Source organism: Yimella sp. RIT 621 (genome assembly GCF_004146205.1).
Classification (GTDB): domain Bacteria; phylum Actinomycetota; class Actinomycetes; order Actinomycetales; family Dermatophilaceae; genus Yimella; species Yimella lutea.
Genome location: NZ_SEIP01000001.1, coordinates 169,672 through 190,014 on the forward strand (window position 1 = coordinate 169,672; position 20,343 = coordinate 190,014).

The 20,343-nt window shown below is 66.4% G+C and carries 16 protein-coding genes; 10 read left to right on the top strand and 6 right to left on the bottom strand.

The window, feature by feature from the left end:
* Positions 1–40: 40 nt before the first annotated feature.
* The 6 genes from EU513_RS00890 (at position 41) to EU513_RS00915 (ending at position 7,176) form a co-directional block, all read left to right on the top strand.
* A complete protein-coding gene (locus EU513_RS00890) occupies positions 41–1,303 on the top strand; it encodes a thiolase family protein (protein ID WP_129623968.1) in 1,263 nt (420 codons plus the stop codon).
* On the top strand, positions 1,303–3,408 hold the full coding sequence (locus EU513_RS00895) for a 3-hydroxyacyl-CoA dehydrogenase NAD-binding domain-containing protein (protein ID WP_129623969.1): 2,106 nt from the start codon (positions 1,303–1,305) through the stop codon (positions 3,406–3,408). The genes EU513_RS00890 and EU513_RS00895 overlap by 1 nt, the downstream gene beginning before the upstream one ends.
* Positions 3,409–3,543: 135 nt before the next feature.
* A complete protein-coding gene (locus EU513_RS00900) occupies positions 3,544–5,070 on the top strand; it encodes a UDP-N-acetylglucosamine 1-carboxyvinyltransferase (RefSeq protein ID WP_129623970.1) in 1,527 nt (508 codons plus the stop codon).
* 11 nt (positions 5,071–5,081) lie between these two features.
* On the top strand, positions 5,082–5,849 hold the full coding sequence (locus tag EU513_RS00905) for a glycerophosphodiester phosphodiesterase (protein WP_129623971.1): 768 nt from the start codon (positions 5,082–5,084) through the stop codon (positions 5,847–5,849).
* A 92-nt stretch (positions 5,850–5,941) separates the two neighbouring features.
* Entirely contained in the window at positions 5,942–6,076 is a 135-nt protein-coding gene (locus tag EU513_RS00910; protein WP_370447332.1) for a hypothetical protein, read from the top strand.
* A 266-nt stretch (positions 6,077–6,342) separates the two neighbouring features.
* The gene (locus EU513_RS00915; protein WP_129623972.1) at positions 6,343–7,176 is read left to right on the top strand and encodes an aldo/keto reductase; all 834 of its coding nucleotides are present in this window, start codon (positions 6,343–6,345) and stop codon (positions 7,174–7,176) included.
* A 95-nt stretch (positions 7,177–7,271) separates the two neighbouring features.
* Here the strand turns inward: EU513_RS00915 and EU513_RS00920 are convergent, their stop codons facing one another.
* A complete protein-coding gene (locus EU513_RS00920; RefSeq protein ID WP_129623973.1) occupies positions 7,272–8,246 on the bottom strand; it encodes a phosphotransferase in 975 nt (324 codons plus the stop codon).
* 3 nt (positions 8,247–8,249) lie between these two features.
* The gene (gene dxs / locus EU513_RS00925; protein ID WP_129623974.1) at positions 8,250–10,118 is read right to left on the bottom strand and encodes a 1-deoxy-D-xylulose-5-phosphate synthase; all 1,869 of its coding nucleotides are present in this window, start codon (positions 10,116–10,118) and stop codon (positions 8,250–8,252) included.
* Positions 10,119–10,362: 244 nt separating this feature from the next.
* On the opposite strand from dxs, the gene aspA reads away from it, so the two are divergent.
* Together aspA and EU513_RS00935 are read left to right on the top strand one after the other, a co-directional pair.
* Positions 10,363–11,805 (top strand): aspartate ammonia-lyase, encoded by a 1,443-nt coding sequence (gene aspA, locus EU513_RS00930; protein WP_129623975.1) that lies wholly within the window; start codon positions 10,363–10,365, stop codon positions 11,803–11,805.
* Positions 11,802–13,115, top strand: a complete 1,314-nt coding sequence (locus EU513_RS00935; protein WP_129623976.1) for an anaerobic C4-dicarboxylate transporter — start codon at positions 11,802–11,804, stop codon at positions 13,113–13,115. Before aspA ends, EU513_RS00935 begins: the two co-directional genes overlap by 4 nt.
* A gap of 330 nt (positions 13,116–13,445) precedes the next feature.
* Here EU513_RS00935 and acnA read toward each other — a convergent pair whose 3' ends face one another.
* Both acnA and EU513_RS00950 read right to left on the bottom strand, forming a co-directional pair.
* The gene (gene acnA / locus EU513_RS00945; protein ID WP_129623977.1) at positions 13,446–16,103 is read right to left on the bottom strand and encodes an aconitate hydratase AcnA; all 2,658 of its coding nucleotides are present in this window, start codon (positions 16,101–16,103) and stop codon (positions 13,446–13,448) included.
* Positions 16,104–16,309: 206 nt separating this feature from the next.
* A complete protein-coding gene (locus EU513_RS00950; protein ID WP_129623978.1) occupies positions 16,310–17,575 on the bottom strand; it encodes a class I SAM-dependent RNA methyltransferase in 1,266 nt (421 codons plus the stop codon).
* Positions 17,576–17,718: 143 nt separating this feature from the next.
* Between EU513_RS00950 and EU513_RS00955 the strand changes: the two genes are divergently transcribed.
* On the top strand, positions 17,719–18,384 hold the full coding sequence (locus EU513_RS00955; RefSeq protein ID WP_129623979.1) for a TrkA family potassium uptake protein: 666 nt from the start codon (positions 17,719–17,721) through the stop codon (positions 18,382–18,384).
* A gap of 14 nt (positions 18,385–18,398) precedes the next feature.
* The gene (locus tag EU513_RS00960) at positions 18,399–19,097 is read left to right on the top strand and encodes a TrkA family potassium uptake protein (RefSeq protein ID WP_129623980.1); all 699 of its coding nucleotides are present in this window, start codon (positions 18,399–18,401) and stop codon (positions 19,095–19,097) included.
* Between the two features lie 22 nt (positions 19,098–19,119).
* Here EU513_RS00960 and EU513_RS00965 read toward each other — a convergent pair whose 3' ends face one another.
* Positions 19,120–19,494 carry an OB-fold nucleic acid binding domain-containing protein gene (locus EU513_RS00965; RefSeq protein WP_205744620.1) on the bottom strand — a complete coding sequence of 125 codons (375 nt, stop codon included), beginning with the start codon at positions 19,492–19,494 and terminating at the stop codon, positions 19,120–19,122.
* The gene (locus EU513_RS00970; protein ID WP_168990086.1) at positions 19,494–20,339 is read right to left on the bottom strand and encodes a DUF3710 domain-containing protein; all 846 of its coding nucleotides are present in this window, start codon (positions 20,337–20,339) and stop codon (positions 19,494–19,496) included. Before EU513_RS00970 ends, EU513_RS00965 begins: the two co-directional genes overlap by 1 nt.
* Positions 20,340–20,343: the final 4 nt, after the last annotated feature.

The following is a 20,343-nucleotide window of genomic DNA, read 5'->3' on the forward strand; positions in this document are numbered from 1 at the left end:
TAGAGTCGTCCTGACCTATCGACTCATCCCGGGAGGCACTGTGCCCCGCACGCTTTCCGAGGTCGTCTTCGTCGACGGCGTTCGTACGCCGTTCGGCAAGGCCGGCGAGAAGGGCATCTACGCCCAGACCCGCGCTGACGACCTCGTCATCAAATGCATCCGCGACCTGCTGCGCCGTCAGCCCAACCTGCCGCCCGAGCGCGTCGAGGAGGTCGCGATCGCGGCCACGACGCAGATCGGTGACCAGGGCCTGACCCTCGGCCGCCTGGCCGCCCTGCTGGCCGGCCTGCCCAAGACCACTCCCGGCTACTCCGTCGACCGCATGTGCGCTGGTGCGATGACGGCCGTCACCAACACCGCGTCCAGCATCGCCTTCGGCGCCTACGACATCGCCATCGCCGGCGGCGTCGAGCACATGGGCCGCCACCCGATGGGTGAGGGCGTCGACCCCAACCCGCGCATCGTCGCCGAGAAGCTGGTCGACACCTCTGCACTCGTCATGGGCGAGACCGCCGAGAACCTGCACGACCGCTACCCCAGCATCACCAAGGAGCGCTGCGACAACTTCGCGGTCGCCAGCCAGAACAAGCTGCAGCAGGCGTACGAGGACGGCAAGATCCAACCCGACCTGGTGCCCGTCGCGACGCGCCACGCCGACAAGGGATGGGGCCTGGCCACCGTCGACGAGCCGCCGCGCAAGGACGTCAAGCTCGAGGACCTCACGTCGCTGAAGACCCCGTTCCGTCCGCACGGAAACGTCACCGCCGGCAACGCGGCCGGCCTGAACGACGGTGCGACCGCCTGCCTGCTCGCCTCCGAGCGTGCAGCCACCGAGCTCGGCCTGCCGGTCGGCATGCGCCTGGTCACCTACTCGTTCGTGGGTGTGGAACCGGAGGTCATGGGTATCGGTCCGGTACCGGCCACCGAGAAGGCACTCGACCACGCCGGTCTGAGCATCGACGACATCGGCCTGTTCGAGCTCAACGAGGCGTTCGCCGTGCAGGTGCTCGCCTTCCTCGAACACTTCGGCATCGCCGACGACGACAAGCGTGTCAACCCGTGGGGCGGTGCGATCGCGACCGGTCACCCGCTGGCCTCGTCCGGCGTCCGGCTGATGACGCAACTGTCGCGTCACTTCGAGGAGCACCCCGAGGTGCGTTACGGCCTCACCGCGATGTGCATCGGAATCGGCATGGGTGGGGCGGTCATCTGGGAGAACCCGCACCACGCCGAGTACGCCAGCTCGGTCGACAGCGAGGTCTCCAAGCTCCACTCGAACAACTCCGAAGAGGGTGTTGCCTGATGGCCGAGAACCAGAACCAGCACGCGGACGAGGTCGTCACCCACGTCCGTAGCCAGGACGTCGAGTTGCCCGGTGGTGCAGGCACTTTCGTGCTCCTGACGCTCGACAACGGGTTCGACCACACCAAGCCGAACAGCTTCGGCCCGGCCGGTCTCACCGAGCTCTCGGACGCGCTCGACGAGGCCGCCCGCCGCGCGGACGCCAAGGAGATCGTCGGCCTCGGCATCACCGGCAAGCCGTTCATCTTCGCCGTCGGCGCCGACCTCAAGGGTGTCGGCACGATCACCTCCCGCGACCAGGCGCTGGAGATCGCCCGTCAGGGTCACGAGACGTTCAGCAAGATCAGCGACCTGTCGGTGCCGAGCTTCGCGTTCATCAACGGCGCCTCCATGGGGGGCGGCGTCGAGATCGCGTTGTACGCCGACTACCGCACGATCTCCTCGGACGTGCCCGCGTACGCCACGCCCGAGGTCTTCCTCGGTCTCGTGCCCGGTTGGGGTGGCACCTACCTGCTGCCGAACCTCATCGGTGTCGAGAACGCGCTCAAGCTGATCGTCGAGAACCCGCTCAACCAGAACCGCATGATCAAGGGCAAGGACGCCTTCGCCCTGGGTTGCGCGGACCGCCTGCTCGAGCCGGTCACCTTCCTGGAGGACTCGCTGGCGTTCGCCGAACGTGTCATCTCGGGCGAGGAGAAGGTCGAGCGGGGGTCGGTCGACACCGACGAAACCGCTTGGGACGCAGCCGTTTCGAAGATGCGCAAGACGGCGGACCAGCGCACCGGTCGCGCTGCCATCTCGGCGTACCGCGCGCTCGACCTCGTCGCTGCCGCTCGAACGGCGTCGCGCGAGGAGGCTTTCGAGGCTGAGAACCAGGCTTTGGCCGACCTCATCATGAGCGACCAACTGCGTGCCGGCCTGTACGCGTTCGACCTGGTGCAGCGCCGCGCCAAGCGTCCTGCCGGTGCGCCGGACAAGTCGCTCGCCCGCAAGATCTCCAAGGTGGGCATCGTCGGTGCAGGACTCATGGCCAGTCAGATGGCGATGCTGTTCATCCGTCAGCTGAAGGTGCCGGTCGTGATGACCGATCTCGACCAGGAGCGGGTCGACAAGGGTGTGGAGTACGTCCACGCAGAGATCGACAAGCTCGCTGCGAAGGGACGCATCTCCCCCGATGGCGTGAACCGCTTCAAGGCGCTCGTCACCGGGTCCACCTCCAAGGACGGATTCGCCGACGCAGACTTCGTCATCGAGGCGGTGTTCGAGCAGATGTCGGTCAAGAAGAAGGTCTGGGCCGAGGTCGAGGAGATCGTCACGCCGGAGTGCGTGCTGGCCACCAACACCTCGTCGCTGTCGATCACCGAGATGGCCGAAGACCTCAAGCACCCGGAGCGGGTCGTGGGCTTCCACTTCTTCAACCCGGTGGCCGTCATGCCGCTGCTGGAGATCATCCGCGGCGAGAAGACCGACGACGCTACTCTCGCAACGGCATTCGCTGCAGGAAAGGGCCTGAAGAAGACCTGCATCCTGGTGAAGAACTCGCCGTCGTTCGTCGTCAACCGTCTGCTCGGGCGTTTCATGGGCGACGCGGGTCGCATGGTCGATGAGGGCACGCCGATCGAGACCGTCGAGAAGGCGTTCGCCGGCCTCACCCCGATGCCGCCGTTCATGCTGATCTCGTTGGTCGGTCCCCCGATCGCGCTGCACAACAGCGAGACCCTCGCCAAGGCCTTCCCGGACCGCTTCCGGGCGAGCAAGAACCTGGCCAAGGTCGTGGAGGCGAAGATCCCCTCGTTCTACGGCGCCGACGGGAAGATCGACCCGAAGGTCATGGAGCTGTTCGATGCTCCGTCCGACCCGAAGGAGCTCACCGCCGAGCAGGTGCGCGAGAGCGCGCTGGCCTCGATGGCCGACGAGATCCGCCGAATGCTGGACGAAGGCGTCGTTGCCGAGGTGCAGGACATCGACCTCGCCATGATCACCGGTGCGGGTTTCCCGTTCTGGAACGGCGGCATCTCACCACTGTTGGACCGCACCGGCACCTCCGAGAAGGTCACGGGTTCGCGGTTCCTGGCTCCGGGCGTTGCGAGCGTGCCCACGTCCTGAGCACATCTCGAGCGCGAAGGCGCGACCTGTCCCCGTGACGGGTCGCGCCTTTCGTGTCGAAGGGGTGATCAGCGTTACGCTGAACAAACTGCTCTGTATCCCGTCGATATCTCATATGTGAGATACGCTCGCGAGGTGACTGAGGACTATCTGGTACGCGTCGGCCGCATCATTCGCGACGCGCGGCGCCACAAACAACTGACCCAGCACGAACTTGCAGCATCCTTGAACACCAGTCAGAGCGCCGTCGCGCGCATCGAACAAGGCAAACAGAACTTGAGTCTGGAGACGCTCGCGCGGATCGGACAGGCTCTCGACACCGAGGTGGTAACCGTGGCATCGAACACTCCCCTGAACCTTCGCATCGAAGGCGGGCGTCAGCTCTCAGGTGAGATCGACGTACGCACCAGCAAGAACGCCGCAGTCGCGTGTCTGTGTGCGGCTCTGCTGAACAAGGGGAAGACGACGCTGCGCAACCTTGCGCGCATCGAAGAGGTCAACCGCATCACCGAGGTGCTCGACTCGGTCGGCGTGAAGACCCGCTGGCTGCCGAACAGCTCCGACCTGGAGATCGTCCCGGGCGACACCATCGACCTCGATTCGATGGACGAGGCAGCTGCCCGCCGCACCCGGACGATCCTGATGTTCCTCGGCCCGCTGCTGCACGAGTACGAGAAGTTCAAGCTGCCGAACGCCGGCGGCTGCGACCTCGGTGAGCGCACCGTGGAGCCGCACCTGCACGCGCTGCGCCACTTCGGTCTCGACGTCGTCGCGACGCACGGTTACTACCACGCGACCGTCGACCGCGAGGTGCGCCCCAAGCGTGCCATCGTGCTCACCGAGCGCGGCGACACCGTCACCGAGAACGCACTGTTCGCGGCCGCCCGCCACGAGGGCACGACCATCATTCGCAACGCCAGCCCGAACTACATGGTTCAGGACCTCTGTTTCTTCCTGCGCGAACTCGGTGTCGAGGTCGAGGGCGTCGGCACGACAACCTTGACCGTCACCGGCGTCAAGGAGATCAACAAGGACGTCGAGTACCACCCGTCCGAGGACCCGATCGAGGCGATGTCGCTCATCGCAGCCGCGATCGTCACCAAGTCGCAGATCACCGTCAAGCGCGTGCCGATCGAGTTCATGGAGATGGAACTGGCTCAGCTGGAGGTCATGGGCTTCCAGTACGAGATGAGCCAGGAGTACCTGTCGAAGAACGGTGAGACCCGTTTGGTCGACATCACCACGATCCCGAGCGATCTGGTGGCGCCGAAGGACAAAATCCACCCGATGCCGTTCCCCGGCCTCAATATCGACAACCTGCCGTTCTTCGCCGTCATCGCCGCGACTGCGACCGGCAGCACCACGATCCACGACTGGGTGTACGACAACCGGGCGATCTACCTGATCGACCTCAACCCGCTCGGCGCGAAGGTCAAGCTGATGGACCCCCACCGCGTGCTCATCGAGGGCCCGACCCGTTGGCGCGCGGCCGAGGTCATGTGCCCGCCGGCGCTGCGTCCGGGAGTCGTCATCCTGCTGGGCATGCTCGCCGCACCGGGCACCTCGGTGCTGCGCAACACCTACGTCATCAACCGTGGCTACGAGGAGCTCGCCGAGCGCCTCAACGACCTCGGCGCGAAGATCGAGTCCTTCCGCGACTGAGCAGCGCGCCCATGGCACGTACGGCGTATTTCGATCACCCGGCCCCGATCGCGATGGCGCATCGCGGCTTCTCGGTCGACGGCCACGAGAACACCCTCGCTGCCTTCGAGCAGGCGGTCGATCTGGGGTTCGCCTATGTCGAGACCGATGTGCACGTCACGTCGGACGGCACGCTGGTCGCCTTCCACGACGACACCCTCGACCGGGTCACCGATGCGCAGGGGCTGATCCGCGAACTGCCTTGGAGCACGGTCGAGCTCGCCCGAATCGGCGATCAGCCCGTCCCCCGCCTCGACGACGTGCTGGATGCCTGGCCCGCCCTCCGTCTGAACATTGACTGCAAGCACATCAGCGCCGCTGAGACCCTTGCCGACACGATCGAGAAGCACGCGGCGCACGACCGCGTCCTTGTCGCGTCGTTCGACGATCACACGCGTCACGAGGTGCTCAAGCGACTGTCGAGACCGGTGGCGACCTCGGCCGGCAAGAGTCGGACTCGCACCGCTGTGCTGGCCGCAAAGGCCCGGTTCTCACCGCTGGCGCGCCGAGCACTCGGCCCGGTCGACGCTCTGCAGATCCCCCATCACCATGGTCGGGTGACCGTGGTGACCAGAGCGCTGGTGCAGCGGGCGCACAGCACCGGGGTACAGGTGCATGTCTGGACGATCAACGACCCCGAGGAGATGCACGAGTTGCTCGACCTCGGCGTCGACGGCCTGATCTCCGACCGTGCCGACCTGCTGAAAACCGTTCTGCAGGAACGCGGTCAGTGGGCCTGAGCGGCCAGGTCGATTGTCGACGCTGAGTAGGGCCTCGCATTCGGCCCAACGCAACGGCTACCGCCACCGCGGGCCTCGACAGCGCGAACGTGGTGGACCAAGAGGTGGCCCGAGAGGGGAACCTGGTCACCAGCCGCTCACCCGATGACATCCCGGCGTTCTGTTGCGCCATCGTGTTAGCCTTCCGCCAAGCCGCCCAGCCCACCGGCGCCGGAAACCGCTCGTGAGCAGCCCGGTACGCCACATGGCACAGGCGGGGCTGACTACCGGCTCGACACCCGGCACCACCGAGCACCTCGCACCCACATCATGCCGCTGGACCAAGGACCCCACGGCTACGAGATGTTCAAGAACAAGCAGGACGGCTGCGTCCGGGCCCTCTTCCAACTCGATCGATGACCCACGCAGTAGGCCGGCACCGGCCGGGGACGCGCGGGCCCTTGGAGGATCTCAGCCCACCTCCCACCTCAGGACAACAAGGAAGTGATCGCGGATGCGACAGATAACGCTACCGAGCGGGGAGTCCATCCCTGTGCTGGGCCAGGGCACCTGGGGCTGGGGTGAGGACCCCGGCCGACGCGGCGACGAGGTCGCCGCGCTGCACACCGGCCTCGAGCTGGGTATGACACTGGTCGACACCGCCGAGATGTACGCCGACGGCGGCGCGGAGGAGGTGGTCGGTGAAGCATTGGCGGGTCGCCGCGACGAGGCGTTCGTGGTCAGCAAGGTCCGGCCGTCCCAGGCCTCCCGTTCCGGCACGATCGCGGCCTGCGAACGCAGCCTGAAACGCCTGGGCACCGATCGGATCGACCTCTACCTGCTGCACTGGCAGGGCAGGTACCCGCTGCAGGACACCGTCGCGGCCTTCCAACAGCTCGTCGCGGACGGGAAAATCCGATACTGGGGCGTCAGCAACTTCGACCACCTGGCCCTCGCCGACCTGCGGGACGTGCCGGGCAGCGGCGGGCTGGCCACGGATCAGGTGCTGTACAACCTGTCGCGGCGAGGACCGGAGTACGACCTACTGCCGTGGTGCACCGACCACCAGCTGCCGGTCATGGCGTACTCGCCGATCGAGCAGGGCCGCATCCTTCACGACGCGACGTTGAACGACGTCGCGGCCGGTCACAGCGTCAGCCCCGCGGCGGCGGCCCTCGCCTGGGTGCTGCGCCGCGACTCGCTCTGCACGATCCCCAAGGCGAGCAGCCCGCAACACGTGCGCGACAACGCCACAGCACTGGAGGTGGAGCTGACCCGGGAAGACCTGGACGCTCTGGACCGTGCGTTTCCGCCGCCGAGCGGACCGCGACCACTAGAAATGCTGTGACCCTAGGGTGGCGGCCGTGGAGCGCTGGATGAACCACGCGATCGAGGGATTCGCGGCCACTGGACGACCACTACCCAGCACGGATGCGGCTCGCCTCATCGCCGGCGTGCAGACCGTACGGCTGCGACGACTTCCTTCACCCATTGCATCGGGTGGTCCGACCACTGCCGCTTCTGGGCATCTGTCGCATTCGCCAGCGCTCGGCGCCACCCGATGATGCGACCGACCCGGGCCAGCAGCAGCGCGTCGGGAAGTACCTTCGACAATTCGGCCGACGACGCGACGTCCGACCAGCACGCCAGGTAGGCCCGCACCATGCGAGCGTCGCGCTCTGGGTCAGCGGGCAGATCGAAGTGGTGCGACGGGCCACGCAGCGGAATCAGCAACGAGCACAACGGATTTCCGAGATAGGTGTCACCCCAGTCGAAAATGCGTGAGTCATGCATGCTGGCACTGGCCGCGTTGGCGACAAAGACATTGCCGGCATGCAGGTCGTCGTGCTGGACGGTGGTCGGCAGGCCGACCGCGTCGAGGCGCGCCGCGGCGTCACGTAACGCGGGTGTGGCCTCTGCGGCCAGGCCCTCACTCGTCCACTCATGCACCAGATCGCAGGGACGGAGCGTGGGTACGCCGGCCGCCGCCATCGCATCGACCGCCTTGACGGACGCTCGTTGCGCCCGGGCATATCGGCGAAGCACCGCCGAGAGGTGCCCCGTGATGTTCTGCGCGTCGGCAACGTCGCGCAGGGTCGGCCCCTGATCCGGCACGAGCAACCAACCCCGCTCGGCATCGGCGGACCACAACGTAGGGACGAGGTCAGGCGCGACGTCGGTGAGTGCGTCGAGCACCGGCACCTCGGCTCGTTGCTGCGGTGCGCATGCCTTGAACCACACGCGTCCGTGATCGGTATCGACCACGAGAAGGGTCGACCATGGGCGCAGGCGCGGTTGCCGCGGTGACGTGGGTATGCGCGTGACACCGCGGCGTTCGAGGTTGTCGTCGATCCAGGCCGTCGCATCGCGCAACCAGTCGCGCGAGGACCACAGATCAGTCGTGAAGTACTCGCCCAACGATCAGTGGGACGCGATACGGGCCAGGACGTCGGTCGTGATGACGTCAGGCGTCAGGCCGATCGACTCCAGCACCTGACCGCGCGACGCGTGATCGAGGAACCGATGCGGAATGCCGTAGGTGTGAACCGGCACGTCGACACCCGCGGATCGCAGCGCATGCGAGACGGCGACGCCGACACCGTGAGTAACCAGGTTGTCCTCGATCACGACCACGCGCTCAACCGACCGCGCTTGCTCGACGATCGCTTCGTTCACGGGGATGACCCACCGCGGGTCGATCACCAAAGTCGAATGTCCTTGTGCTTCAAGCTTTTCCGCGACGCTGATCGCGGCCGCGCACATCGAGCCGACCGCCACCACCAATACTTGCGGCGCGGACGCGTCGTGCAGCACGTCGAGACCATTGTTCTGCCGAACAGCAGTGAGAGGTTCCGCGACGTCGCCCTTCGGGAAGCGGATGACCGTCGGCGCATCGTCGACCTCGACCGCCTCGCGCAGCTGCGCCTTGACCTGCTCCCCGTCGCGCGGTGCGGCCAGGCGCAGCCCGGGCACGATCGAGCAGATCGCCATGTCCCACATGCCGTTGTGCGACGGGCCGTCCGAGCCGGTGATGCCGGCGCGGTCGAGCACGAAGGTCACGCCCTGCTTGTGCAGCGCGCAGTCCATGAGCAACTGGTCGAATGCGCGGTTGAGGAAGGTGGCGTAGATCGCCACGACCGGGTGCATGCCGCCGAACGAGAGACCGGCGGCCATCGTGGCGGCGTGCTGCTCGGCGATGCCGACGTCGAAGACCCGCTCGGGGTACTTGGCGGCGAACTGGTCGAGGCCGACCGGGATCAGCATCGCCGCGGTGATGGCGACGATGTCGTCGCGTTGGGCTCCCAGGCGCACCATCTCGTCGCTGAACTCATCGGTCCAGATGCGCCCGGACACCTCGAACGGTAGCCCGGTCTCGGGATTGAACTTGCCGATGCCGTGCCATTGATCGCCCTCGTGTTCGGCCGCCGGCGCGTAGCCGCGGCCCTTCTGGGTGATCACGTGCACCAAGCATGGGCCGCCGTAGGTCTTTGCCTTCTCCAGCGCATGTTCGACAGCCTGCTCGTCGTGGCCGTCGACCGGTCCCACGTACTTCAGACCGAGGTCTTCGAACATGCCACGCTGCGGCGAGAGGACATCCTTGATGCCCTTCTTCATGCCGTGCAACGACTGGTACATCGCGTTGCCGACGACGGGAGTCTGCTGTAGCCGCGCCTTGCCCCAGTCGAGAACCTGCTCGTACTGGCGGGTGGTGCGCAGCGTGGCGAGATGTTCGGCAAGACCGCCGATGGTCGGGGCGTAGGACCGCTCGTTGTCATTGATCACGATGACGAGCGGGAGTTCGCGGTCGACCGCGATGTTGTTGAGCGCTTCCCAGGCCATGCCGCCGGTGAGTGCCCCGTCGCCGATGATCGCGACGGTGTGGCGATCCTCGCCCTTGAGCTTGCGAGCCCTGGCGATGCCGTGCGCCCAGGACAGGGACGTGCTGGCGTGAGAATTCTCGACGATGTCGTGCTCGGACTCCGCGCGACAGGGGTAGCCGGAGATACCTCCCTGCTTCTTGAGGTCGGAGAAGTCGTGCCTCCCGGTGAGCAGTTTGTGGACGTACGACTGGTGACCGGTGTCGAAGACGATCGAATCGCTCGGTGAATCGAACACACGGTGCAGCGCGATCGACAACTCGACGACCCCGAGGTTCGGGCCGAGGTGTCCGCCGGTGCGGGAGACCGAGTCGACCAGGAAATCGCGGATCTCCCGCGCGAGTTCGTCGATTTGCTCGACCGGGACGTTCTTGACGTCGCCCGGTGCGTGAATGCCGGAAAGCAGTCCCACGGGTGTGCACGTTCCTTCCACAGGGGGTCAGTCGAGTCTAGGCGATCCGGGGTTCCAACGACCGGACGCCCGGCCGCCGTTCCTGCGCGCCCTGCGCAGTCTCACGGCAGACCGGCCGGGTGACCGATCGTGTGACCGACCAGTCACCCGAACAGGTGGTCGTGAGATGCGCTCCGATCCGCACTAGTACTACGCTGTGTAGTGGATTCAGATCGGATCCGTCTTCGAAGGAGTTGAAGCACCCATGAGTCAGGTTCGGATCGAGGAGGACCTCCTCGGTAGTCGTGAAGTACCCGGGGACGCCTATTACGGCGTGCACACCCTGCGCGCCATCGAGAACTTCCGGATCAGCGGAGCAACGATCAATGACTGCCCCGACTTCATCCGCGGAATGGTCATGGTCAAGAAGGCCACCGCGCGCGCGAACGCCGAACTCGGCGCCCTGTCCCCCGAGATCGCGGACGCCATCGAGTGGGCGTGCGACCAGGTCATCGACCAGGGACGGTGCATGGACCAGTTCCCGGTGGACGTCTTCCAGGGCGGCGCCGGCACGTCGGTGAACATGAACACCAACGAAGTGCTAGCCAACCTCGCACTCGAGCACCTCGGACACGAACGCGGCCGGTACGACATCGTCAACCCGAACGACCACGTGAACCGGTCGCAGTCGACCAACGACGCCTACCCGAGCGGCTTCCGCATCGGCGTCCTTTTCGCGCTGCAGGGTCTCATCGACGCCGTGGGCACGCTCGCCGACACCTGCGAGGCGAAGGGCGAGGAGTTCGCCGACGTCCTCAAGATGGGGCGCACCCAGTTGCAGGATGCCGTCCCGATGACCCTGGGCGATGAGTTCCGCGCGTTCTGCGCGACCTTACGCGAGGAGATCGACCGGCTCGAGGCGTCCAGGGAATTGTTGGCCGAGGTGAACCTCGGCGCGACAGCCATCGGTACCGGGCTCAACACCCCCAAGGGGTACCCGAAGGTCGTCACCGCCAAGTTGGCCGAAGTCAGCGGGCTGCCCATCACATTGGCGCCCAACCTTATCGAGGCGACCAGCGACTGCGGGGCGTATGTTCAGGTCCACGCCACCGTGAAGCGGACGGCGTCCAAGCTGTCGAAGATCTGCAACGACCTGCGGCTGCTGTCCTCCGGTCCCCGTGCCGGACTCGGCGAGATCAACCTGCCGGAGATGCAGGCGGGCTCCTCGATCATGCCGGCGAAGGTGAACCCGGTCATTCCCGAGGTCGTCAACCAGGTGTGCTTCAAGGTCTTCGGCAACGACGTGACACTCACCTTCGCCGCAGAGGCCGGCCAGCTACAGCTCAACGTGATGGAGCCGGTCATCGGTCAGGTCATGTTCGAGTCGATCTCGCTGATGACCAACGCGTGCACCACTCTGAGCACCAAGTGTGTTTCGGGCATCACCGCCAACCCGGACACCTGCCGTGACTACGTCATGAACTCCATCGGCATCGTCACCTACCTCAACGACCTCATCGGTCACCACAACGGCGACCTGGTCGGCAAGGAGTGCGCCCGGTCGGGACGCAGCGTCCGCGAGGTCGTGCTCGAGATGGGGCTGCTGGATCAGACGGTGCTGGACACCGTCCTGTCGCCGCAGAACCTGATGCATCCCCGCGACATCACCACGCTCGCCGAACAAGACGAACCGAAGGCCGCGCGATGATCTGGGTCGAACTCCTCGTCGTTCTCGCTGCGATCTTCCTCGGCGCCCGCCTCGGCGGCATCGCGATCGGTTTCACCGGTGGCCTCGGTGTGCTCGTCCTGGCCCTGCTGGGCGTCGAACCGGGCGACATGCCGCTCGACGTCATCTCGATCATTGCGGCGGTCATCGCAGCGATCGCGGCGATGCAGGTCGCCGGAGGCATGGACTACCTGGTCAGCCTCGCCGAGAAGGTGCTGCGCCGCAATCCACGCCACCTGATCTTCCTCGCGCCGGTCATCACCTATCTGATGACCTTCATGGCCGGCACCGGACACACCGCGTTCTCCACCATGCCGGTCATCACCGAGGTGGCGAAGGAAAGCAACATCAAGCCGGCCCGGCCGTTGTCGATCGCCGTCGTCGCCTCGCAGATCGCGATCACCGCATCGCCCATCTCGGCCGCAGTGGTGTTCTTCTCCTCCGTGCTTGAGAAGCAGGGTGTCGACTACCTGCAACTGCTCGCGGTCGTGATCCCCTCGACCTTCATCGGCTCGATGTTGGCCGCGCTGTGCATCTACCTGTGGGATCGCATGAGCAAGCACAGCGCGCTCACCGACGATCCCGAGTTCCAGCGCCGGCTGGCGGCCGGAACGGTCGACATGCGCGGACACACCGAGATCGTCCTGAAGCCCCGGGCGAAGCTGTCCGTCGCGATCTTCCTCACTGGACTGGTGGCCGTGATGGCCTACGCCACCGCCATCAGCGACAAGGTCGGACTCATCTCCGACCCGCCGATGACGCGCGACGCGGCCATCATCGCGTTCATGCTCACCATCGCCACCACGATCGTCGCGTTCTGCGCGGTCGACACCTCGCAGATTCTCTCCGCGTCGACCTTCAAGTCGGGCATGAGCGCGTGCATCTGCGTCCTCGGTGTCGCCTGGCTCGGGGCCACCTTCGTCGGTGCCCACGAGGCCGAGATCAAGTCGGCGGCCGGCGACCTGTTGCGCGATCACCCGTGGACGCTCGCCGTCGTGCTGTTCTTCGCCGCATGCCTGCTGTACAGCCAGGCGGCCACCACCAAGGCACTGATGCCGACCGCCCTCGCCCTCGGCGTGTCCCCCGTCGCCGCCATCGCGTCCTTCGCCGCGGTATCGGCACTGTTCGTGCTGCCGACCTACCCGACCCTGTTGGCCGCCGTGGAAATGGACGACACCGGCACAACCCGCATCGGAAAGGCGGTCTTCAACCACCCGTTCCTGCTGCCGGGCGTCCTGGCGATCGCGTTCTCGGTCGCGCTCGGCTTCGTGTTCGGTGGAGTGCTGCTGTGAAGCGCTCGCGCTGAGAATGATGCGTGCCCGCCACCTGGACGTGGCGGGCACGCCTATTCTTTCGCCTTGAATCGACCACCAGCCGCAGGACAACGTGCGGGTACTTCTCGACCCCGCCGGCCATCCATTCTGCCTCTACACCTGAGGCCCCGGCTCGTTGTGCGATCCAACCCGCAGGACGCAAGCACACAGGCTTGCCCGCCCGCCAGGGTGATGACACCGACTACACCATCGTCGGCCGCAACCTGCTCGAGGCCATCGGCGACGAACGGCACGAAGCCCCGGTCCGAAACGGACCGGGGCTTCGTACTGCCTTGCGTTACAGGCGAATCACTTGACCAGGCTGCGAAGGACGTACTGCAGGATGCCGTCGTTGCGGAAGTACTCCGCCTCACCCGGGGTGTCGATGCGGACGACCGCGTCGAACTCGACCGTGTCGCCGCCTTCCTTGGTGGCGGTGACGTGGACCGTCTTGGGGGTCTTGCCCTCGTTGAGCTCGGTGATGCCCGAGATGTCGAAGGTCTCCGTGCCGTCCAGGCCGAGCGAGTCGGTCGACTGACCCTTCGGGAACTGCAACGGCAGCACGCCCATGCCGATGAGGTTGGAGCGGTGGATACGCTCGAACGACTCGGTGATCACGGCCTTGACGCCCAGCAGACGGGTGCCCTTGGCGGCCCAGTCACGCGAGGAGCCCGAGCCGTACTCCTTGCCACCGAGGATCACCAGCGGGGTGCCCTCCTTGGCGTAGTTCTCGGCGGCGTCGTAGATCGCGGCCTGCTCGCCACCGGCGGTGAAGTCGCGGGTGAAGCCACCCTCGACACCGTCCAGCAGCTGGTTCTTCAGGCGGATGTTCGCGAACGTGCCGCGCACCATCACCTCGTGGTTACCGCGACGCGAGCCGTAGGAGTTGAAGTCCTTGCGTTCCACACCGTGCTCGTTCAGGTAGCGACCGGCCGGGCTGTCGGCCTTGATCGCGCCGGCCGGGCTGATGTGGTCGGTGGTGACCGAGTCGCCCAACTTGGCCAGCACGCGAGCACCGGAGATGTCCTCGACGGGAGTGGTCTCCAGCTTCATGCCCTCGAAGTACGGGGGCTTGCGGACGTAGGTCGACTCGCCGTCCCACTCGAAGGTGTCGCCCTCGGGAGTCGGCAGCGACTTCCAGCGCTCGTCGCCGGCGAACACGTCGGCGTAGTCCTTGACGAACAGTTCCTTGCTGATCGCCTGGGCGATGGTCGACTCCACCTCGGCCGGGTCGGGCCAGATGTCCTTGAGGAACACCTCGTTGCCCTCGGCGTCCTTGCCCAGCGCGTCGGTGTCGAAGTCGAAGTCCATCGTGCCGGCGAGCGCGTAAGCGATGACCAGCGGCGGCGAGGCCAGGTAGTTCATCTTCACGTCGGGGTTGATGCGGCCCTCGAAGTTGCGGTTACCCGACAGCACCGAAACGACCGAGAGGTCGTTCTCGTTGATCGACGCCGAGATCTCGTCGGCCAGCGGACCGGAGTTACCGATGCAGGTCGTGCAGCCGTAACCCACCAGGTGGAAGCCGAGCTTCTCCAGGTAGGGCCAGAGTCCGGCGTTCTCGTAGTAGCCGGTGACGACCTGCGAACCGGGGGCCATCGAGGTCTTGACCCACGGCGGCACCGTCAGACCCTTCTCGACGGCCTTCTTCGCCAGCAGGGCGGCGCCCATCATCACCGAGGGGTTCGAGGTGTTGGTGCACGAGGTGATCGACGCGATCACGACCGCGCCGTCCTTCAGCTCAAAGGTGTCGCCCTCCTTGTTGACGGACGCGGAGCGCAGGTCACCATCGACGCCGTAGTTCTTGATGTCGAGCTTGAACTGCTCCTTGGCCTCCGAGACCACGATGCGGTCCTGGGGACGCTTCGGGCCGGCGATCGAGGGAACGACGGTCGACAGGTCGAGTTCGAGGTACTCCGAGTAGCGCGGCTCGTGCGACGGGTCGTGCCACAGACCCTGCTCCTTGGTGTACGCCTCGACGAGCGCGACCTGCTCGTCGCTGCGGCCGGTCAGGCGCAGGTAGTCCAGCGTGACCTCGTCGATCGGGAAGATCGCACAGGTTGAACCAAACTCGGGGCTCATGTTGCCGATGGTGGCGCGGTTGGCCAGCGGCACGGCGCCGACACCGTCGCCGTAGAACTCGACGAACTTGCCCACTACGCCGTGCTGGCGCAGCATCTGGGTGATCGTGAGGACGACGTCGGTCGCGGTCGCACCGGCGGGAATCTCGCCGCTGAGCTTGAAGCCGACGACGCGCGGGATGAGCATCGAAACCGGCTGGCCGAGCATCGCGGCCTCGGCCTCGATGCCACCGACGCCCCAGCCGAGCACGCCCAGGCCGTTGACCATCGTGGTGTGGCTGTCGGTGCCGACGCAGGAGTCGGGGTAGGCGACGCCGTCGCGCACCATCACGGTACGGGCCAGGTGCTCGATGTTGACCTGGTGGACGATGCCGGTGCCCGGGGGCACGACCTTGAAGTCGTCGAACGCGGTCTGACCCCAGCGCAGGAACTGGTAGCGCTCCTTGTTGCGGCCGTACTCGATCTCGACGTTCTTCTCGAACGCGTCGGGGCGGCCGGCGACGTCGATGATCACCGAGTGGTCGATGACCATCTCGGCCGGCGCGAGCGGGTTGATCTTCTTCGCGTCGCCACCGAGCTCGGCGACGGCCTCACGCATGGTGGCGAGGTCTACGACACAGGGCACGCCGGTGAAGTCCTGCATGATCACGCGTGCCGGCGTGAACTGGATCTCGGTGTCGGGCTCGGCGTTCTCGTCCCACTGACCGAGCGCGTTGATGTGCTCCTTGGTGATGTTCGCGCCGTCCTCGGTGCGCAGCAGGTTCTCCAGCAGCACCTTGAGGCTGAACGGGAGGTTGTTGCTGCCCTCGACCGTGTTCAACCGGTAGATCTCGTAGGACTGATCCCCTACCTCGAGGGTGCCCTTGGCCCCAAAACTGTTGGTGCTCACGCCAACTCCTTCATCGCATCGGTCTGGCTGTCACGGGCAACAGCCCGATTATCTTGACGTCAAGATAATCCAATCACACCGGATCGGCGCGGAATCACGAAGGTTCACCTAACTCACGCGCGTGGTGTGCCTGCTCCGATTCAACACCGTTCGACCGCGCGACACGCCCCTGCCGGGCAAGATCCTCGTGAGCGCCCGACCCGGTCTCACCGCGCTTCGAGGATCGCGATCGTCTCGACGTGATGGGTCATGGGAAAGGCATCGAACGCCTCGATCGAGGTCGGCGCGTAACCGACCTCGGACGCGTACGCCAGGTCGCGCGCCAACGCTGCGGGATCGCACGCGACGTACGCGACAGCCCGCGGCGCACGGGCTGCGATGGCTTCGATGACCTCACGCCCCGCGCCCGTGCGTGGCGGGTCGAGCACGACCAGATCGGCCTCGGCCTCCAGGAAGTCCAACTGCTCTCGCACGTCACCGACGATGAAACTCGCGCCGGGGACGTTCGCGTGCGCCTGCTCCACGGCCGGCTCCGAGCCCTCGACACCGAGGACGTTCGGCGCACCGACGACATCTGCGAAGAACGCGGAGAACAGGCCCACACCGCAGTACAGATCGAGCACCTTCTCGCCCTCGACCGGCGCCAACTTCGACAGCACGTGCTCGACGAAGGTCGTGGTGGCCCCCGGGTGGATCTGCCAGAAGCCGCGCGCGCTCACCTCGAACTCGTGTTCGCGTCCGTTCGCCGCGACCACCTCGCCCAGCACCGGAATCTCGTCCCCCGACTCCAGCGGCAACTCGACTGCAATCACTTCGTTCTCAGAGGTCACCGCGACGTCGAGACCCGACAGACCGGGCTTGAAACGCTCCTCGTAGAGACCGACCTGACCGATCAGCGGGTGCGCGATCCGGCAGTTGTCGATCTTGATGATGTCGTGCGAGCGGTGGCCACGCAGGCCGAGACGCCCTCCCCCGCTGATCGTGAACTCGACCCGGGTGCGCCAGCCGGCACCGTCGTCGTCACCCGGCACGGCCTGCACCTGACCGTTCCATTCGATGCCGGCCAGCCGCTGCAACTGTTCGCGCACCACGGCGGTCTTCAGATCGCGCTGATAGGCGGCGGTCGTGTGCTGCCAGTCGCACCCGCCACACTTGCCCGGACCGGCGAACGGACACCCGTCGTCCACTCGCTCGTCCGATGCTTCGAGCACCCGGACGGCATCTGCCCGCAGAAAGCTCGACTTGTCTCCCCCGTCGGTCGCCCGCGCGATCACGCGCTCGCCGGGCAAGGCGTGCCGGACGAACAACACGCGTCCCTCGTGGCGAGCCACGCAGTGACCGCCGTGCGCGACCGGACCGATCTCGACCTCTAACTCCTGACCGACCAGCGATCGGCCTTGGTTGGAACGCGACCGCGGACGGCGCTGGTCGCCACGTCGACGCCGACGTCCCGAACCCGACGGACGGCTCATCGCGCGACCCACGCGGCGGTGCACGGGCAGGACGGGCCGGGGATGCATGGAAGGGACATGTTCGGAGCATAGGCAGCAGGTACGGCACGGGGCGAACCGCCGAGGTTGGGAGTGCACCCACCTGCTCCGGTAGCGTCTGCCGAGTGCACTACGTGATCATGGGCTGCGGCCGTGTGGGCTCCACCTTGGCGATGTCGCTGGAAGCACAGGGACACTCAGTCGCCGTCATCGACCAGAACGAGGCCGCCTTCCGGCGCCTCGGCGCAGCGTTCGAGGGACGACGCATCACCGGCGTCGGATTCGACCGCGACACCCTGCGTGCAGCCGGCATCGACCGGGCGTACGCATTCGCGGCAGTCAGCAGCGGTGACAACTCCAACATCCTGTCCGCCCGGGTGGCCCGTGAGACGTTCGACGTCGAGCACGTGGTCGCCCGTATCTACGACCCGGGCCGCGCGGAGATCTATCAGCGGCTCGGCATCCCCACGGTGGCCACCGTGAAGTGGACCGCCGACCAGGTGATGCGCCGGCTGGTGCCTGCCGGAGCCGTCCCGGTGCACACCGACGCGAGCGGCGCGGTGACACTGGCCGAGATCCCGACCGACCCCAGCTGGGTCGGCACTCCGCTGGTCAAACTGGAGGCGATCACCGGCGCCCGCGTCGCCTACCTGACGCGGCTGGGTGAAGGGATGCTCCCGGTCAAGAACACCGTCCTGCAGGACGGCGACCTGTTGCAGATGCTGGTGCGCACCGACCGTCTCGCCGCCCTCGAGCAGTTGCTCGCGGGTCAGCGTCCGACCGAAGTCTGAGCGAGGGAATTTCGATGCGAGTCGTCATCGTCGGAGCAGGTTCGGTCGGCCGTTCGATCGGTCGTGAATTGCTCGTCAACAAGCACCAGGTGCTGTTCATCGACAAGTACGCGGACGAGGCGAAGAGCCAGTCCGTGCCCGAAGCGTCCTGGTTGCTGGCCGACGCGTGCGAGACCAGCACACTGCACGAGGCCGGCCTCGAGGACTGCGATGTCGTGGTCTGCGCGACCGGCGACGACAAGGTCAACCTCGTCGTCTCGTTGCTCGCGAAGACCGAGTTCGGCGTCGGGCGCACGGTCGCCCGCATCAGCAACCCGAAGAACGAGTGGATGTTCGACGAGAGCTGGGGTGTCGACGTCGCGGTGTCGACCCCGCGCCTGATGACCGCCCTGGTCGAGGAGGCTGTCTCCGTCGGTGACCTGGTCCGGCTGTTCCAGTTCCAGCAGGGTCGCGCTGCGATGGTCGAGATCACCGTTCCCGCCGACGGACCCGTCGTGGGCAGCACCATCGCCGAGTTGGAGCTGCCGAAGGACACCGTGCTGGTCGCGATCATTCGCGACGAGACGCCGATCGCGCCGAAGCCGCACGACGTCGTCGAAGGGTTCGACGAACTGCTGTTCCTCACCACCCCCGCGTCCGAGCCGTTGCTCGGCACCGCGCTCACCGGTCAGGACGCGTCCGAGATCCGCCTGGTGACCCCAGACGTCCTTTGACCTTGGAGATGGGCGGCAGTGGTCAGCGGTCGCTGCAGGGGATGATTTCGTAGCGCGGGTTGAACATCACCGGCAGGCTGCGCTTGAACGACACCCGACCGTGCGCGGTCAGCATCACGCCCGGTTCGATTCCGGCGATGCTGCGCCGACCGAGCCAGCTGAGCATCAGCACGCCCGAACCGTCGTCGACGGCAGCGAGCAGGGTCCAACCGTCCTCACCCAACTGCTGAGCAGAGACCTCGGTGATCGTGCCCGTGCAGGTCGCCGATGAACGGTCGACGAGCTCGGCGACACGAATGCTGCCCGAGGCAAGGGCGTTCTGCTGCAACGCTTCTCGGTCGTGTTCGACGCTCGAACCCGAGATTTTTCGGGCCCAGCGACGCAGGCGGGAATCCATCAACGGATCTCGGTGATCTCCGGACCGCGGTCGAACGGGTTCGGGAGTTGCTCGCCCGCCTCGTCGTACTCGCGCACCGGCTCGGTGTTCTCCGGCAGTCGAAGCGGCAGGAGTTCGCGGGGAGCGCGCGGCTCACCGCCACGGGTCACGACCACGCCGCGGATGAACTCCAGCATCTGCTCGGCGGCCTCGTCCTCCATCGCGGCCTTGCCGGACAGGACGGCGCGCAGGAACCAGCGTGGGCCGTCGACGCCGACGAAGGTCGCGGCGGAGTGCGTGGTGCGACCGTCAGGGCCGGTGGCCGGCATCCGGACGTGCAGTTCGTACCCCAGTGCGCCGACCATCTCCTGCGCTGTACCGCCGGTGCTCAGCAGGTTGTCGTGGATCTCGCCACGGATTCCGTCCCACACACCGCTGGACTTCGGTGCAGCGAAAACCTGCATCTGACACGCAGATTCGCCGACGATCGCAGTCAGGCCGGTGATCTCCTGTCCCGATTCGTCGACGTCCAGGCGAAGTTCCATCTCGGCGATCGGGACGATGGCGATCGAACCGAAGTCGACGCGGCCCTCGAGGTCGTCGACCTCCGTGCGGTCGAACGGCCCCTTGCTGCGGTCGACCTCACGCGAGTTCAGGCGCGGGGTGCGGGCAAGCTCGTCGGCATTCTCGTCGGCGGCAACAGCCGGGTCGGTGCGTGCGTCGTCGGCGCTGTCGTCAGAGGTCGCGGTCACCGGTTCGCCGACTGCGGCGTCCGTCTCGACGTCACGCACCTCTTCGGTGTCGACCTCGGTCGCGGCTGGCTTCTCGACCTCGGCCGCCTTGTCCTTGCGACGGAAAATACCCACGGTT

What these genes read in the sequence shown, in the direction of transcription:
- EU513_RS00895 (WP_129623969.1), top strand. Translation starts at nt 1,303, where the DNA reads ATGGCCGAGAACCAGAACCAGCACGCGGACGAGGTCGTCACCCACGTC.
- aspA (WP_129623975.1), top strand. Translation starts at nt 10,363, where the DNA reads ATGAGTCAGGTTCGGATCGAGGAGGACCTCCTCGGTAGTCGTGAAGTA.
- EU513_RS00905 (WP_129623971.1), top strand. Translation starts at nt 5,082, where the DNA reads ATGGCACGTACGGCGTATTTCGATCACCCGGCCCCGATCGCGATGGCG.
- EU513_RS00935 (WP_129623976.1), top strand. Translation starts at nt 11,802, where the DNA reads ATGATCTGGGTCGAACTCCTCGTCGTTCTCGCTGCGATCTTCCTCGGC.
- EU513_RS00965 (WP_205744620.1), bottom strand. Translation starts at nt 19,494, where the DNA reads ATGGATTCCCGCCTGCGTCGCTGGGCCCGAAAAATCTCGGGTTCGAGC.
- EU513_RS00960 (WP_129623980.1), top strand. Translation starts at nt 18,399, where the DNA reads ATGCGAGTCGTCATCGTCGGAGCAGGTTCGGTCGGCCGTTCGATCGGT.
- EU513_RS00950 (WP_129623978.1), bottom strand. Translation starts at nt 17,575, where the DNA reads ATGAGCCGTCCGTCGGGTTCGGGACGTCGGCGTCGACGTGGCGACCAG.
- EU513_RS00915 (WP_129623972.1), top strand. Translation starts at nt 6,343, where the DNA reads ATGCGACAGATAACGCTACCGAGCGGGGAGTCCATCCCTGTGCTGGGC.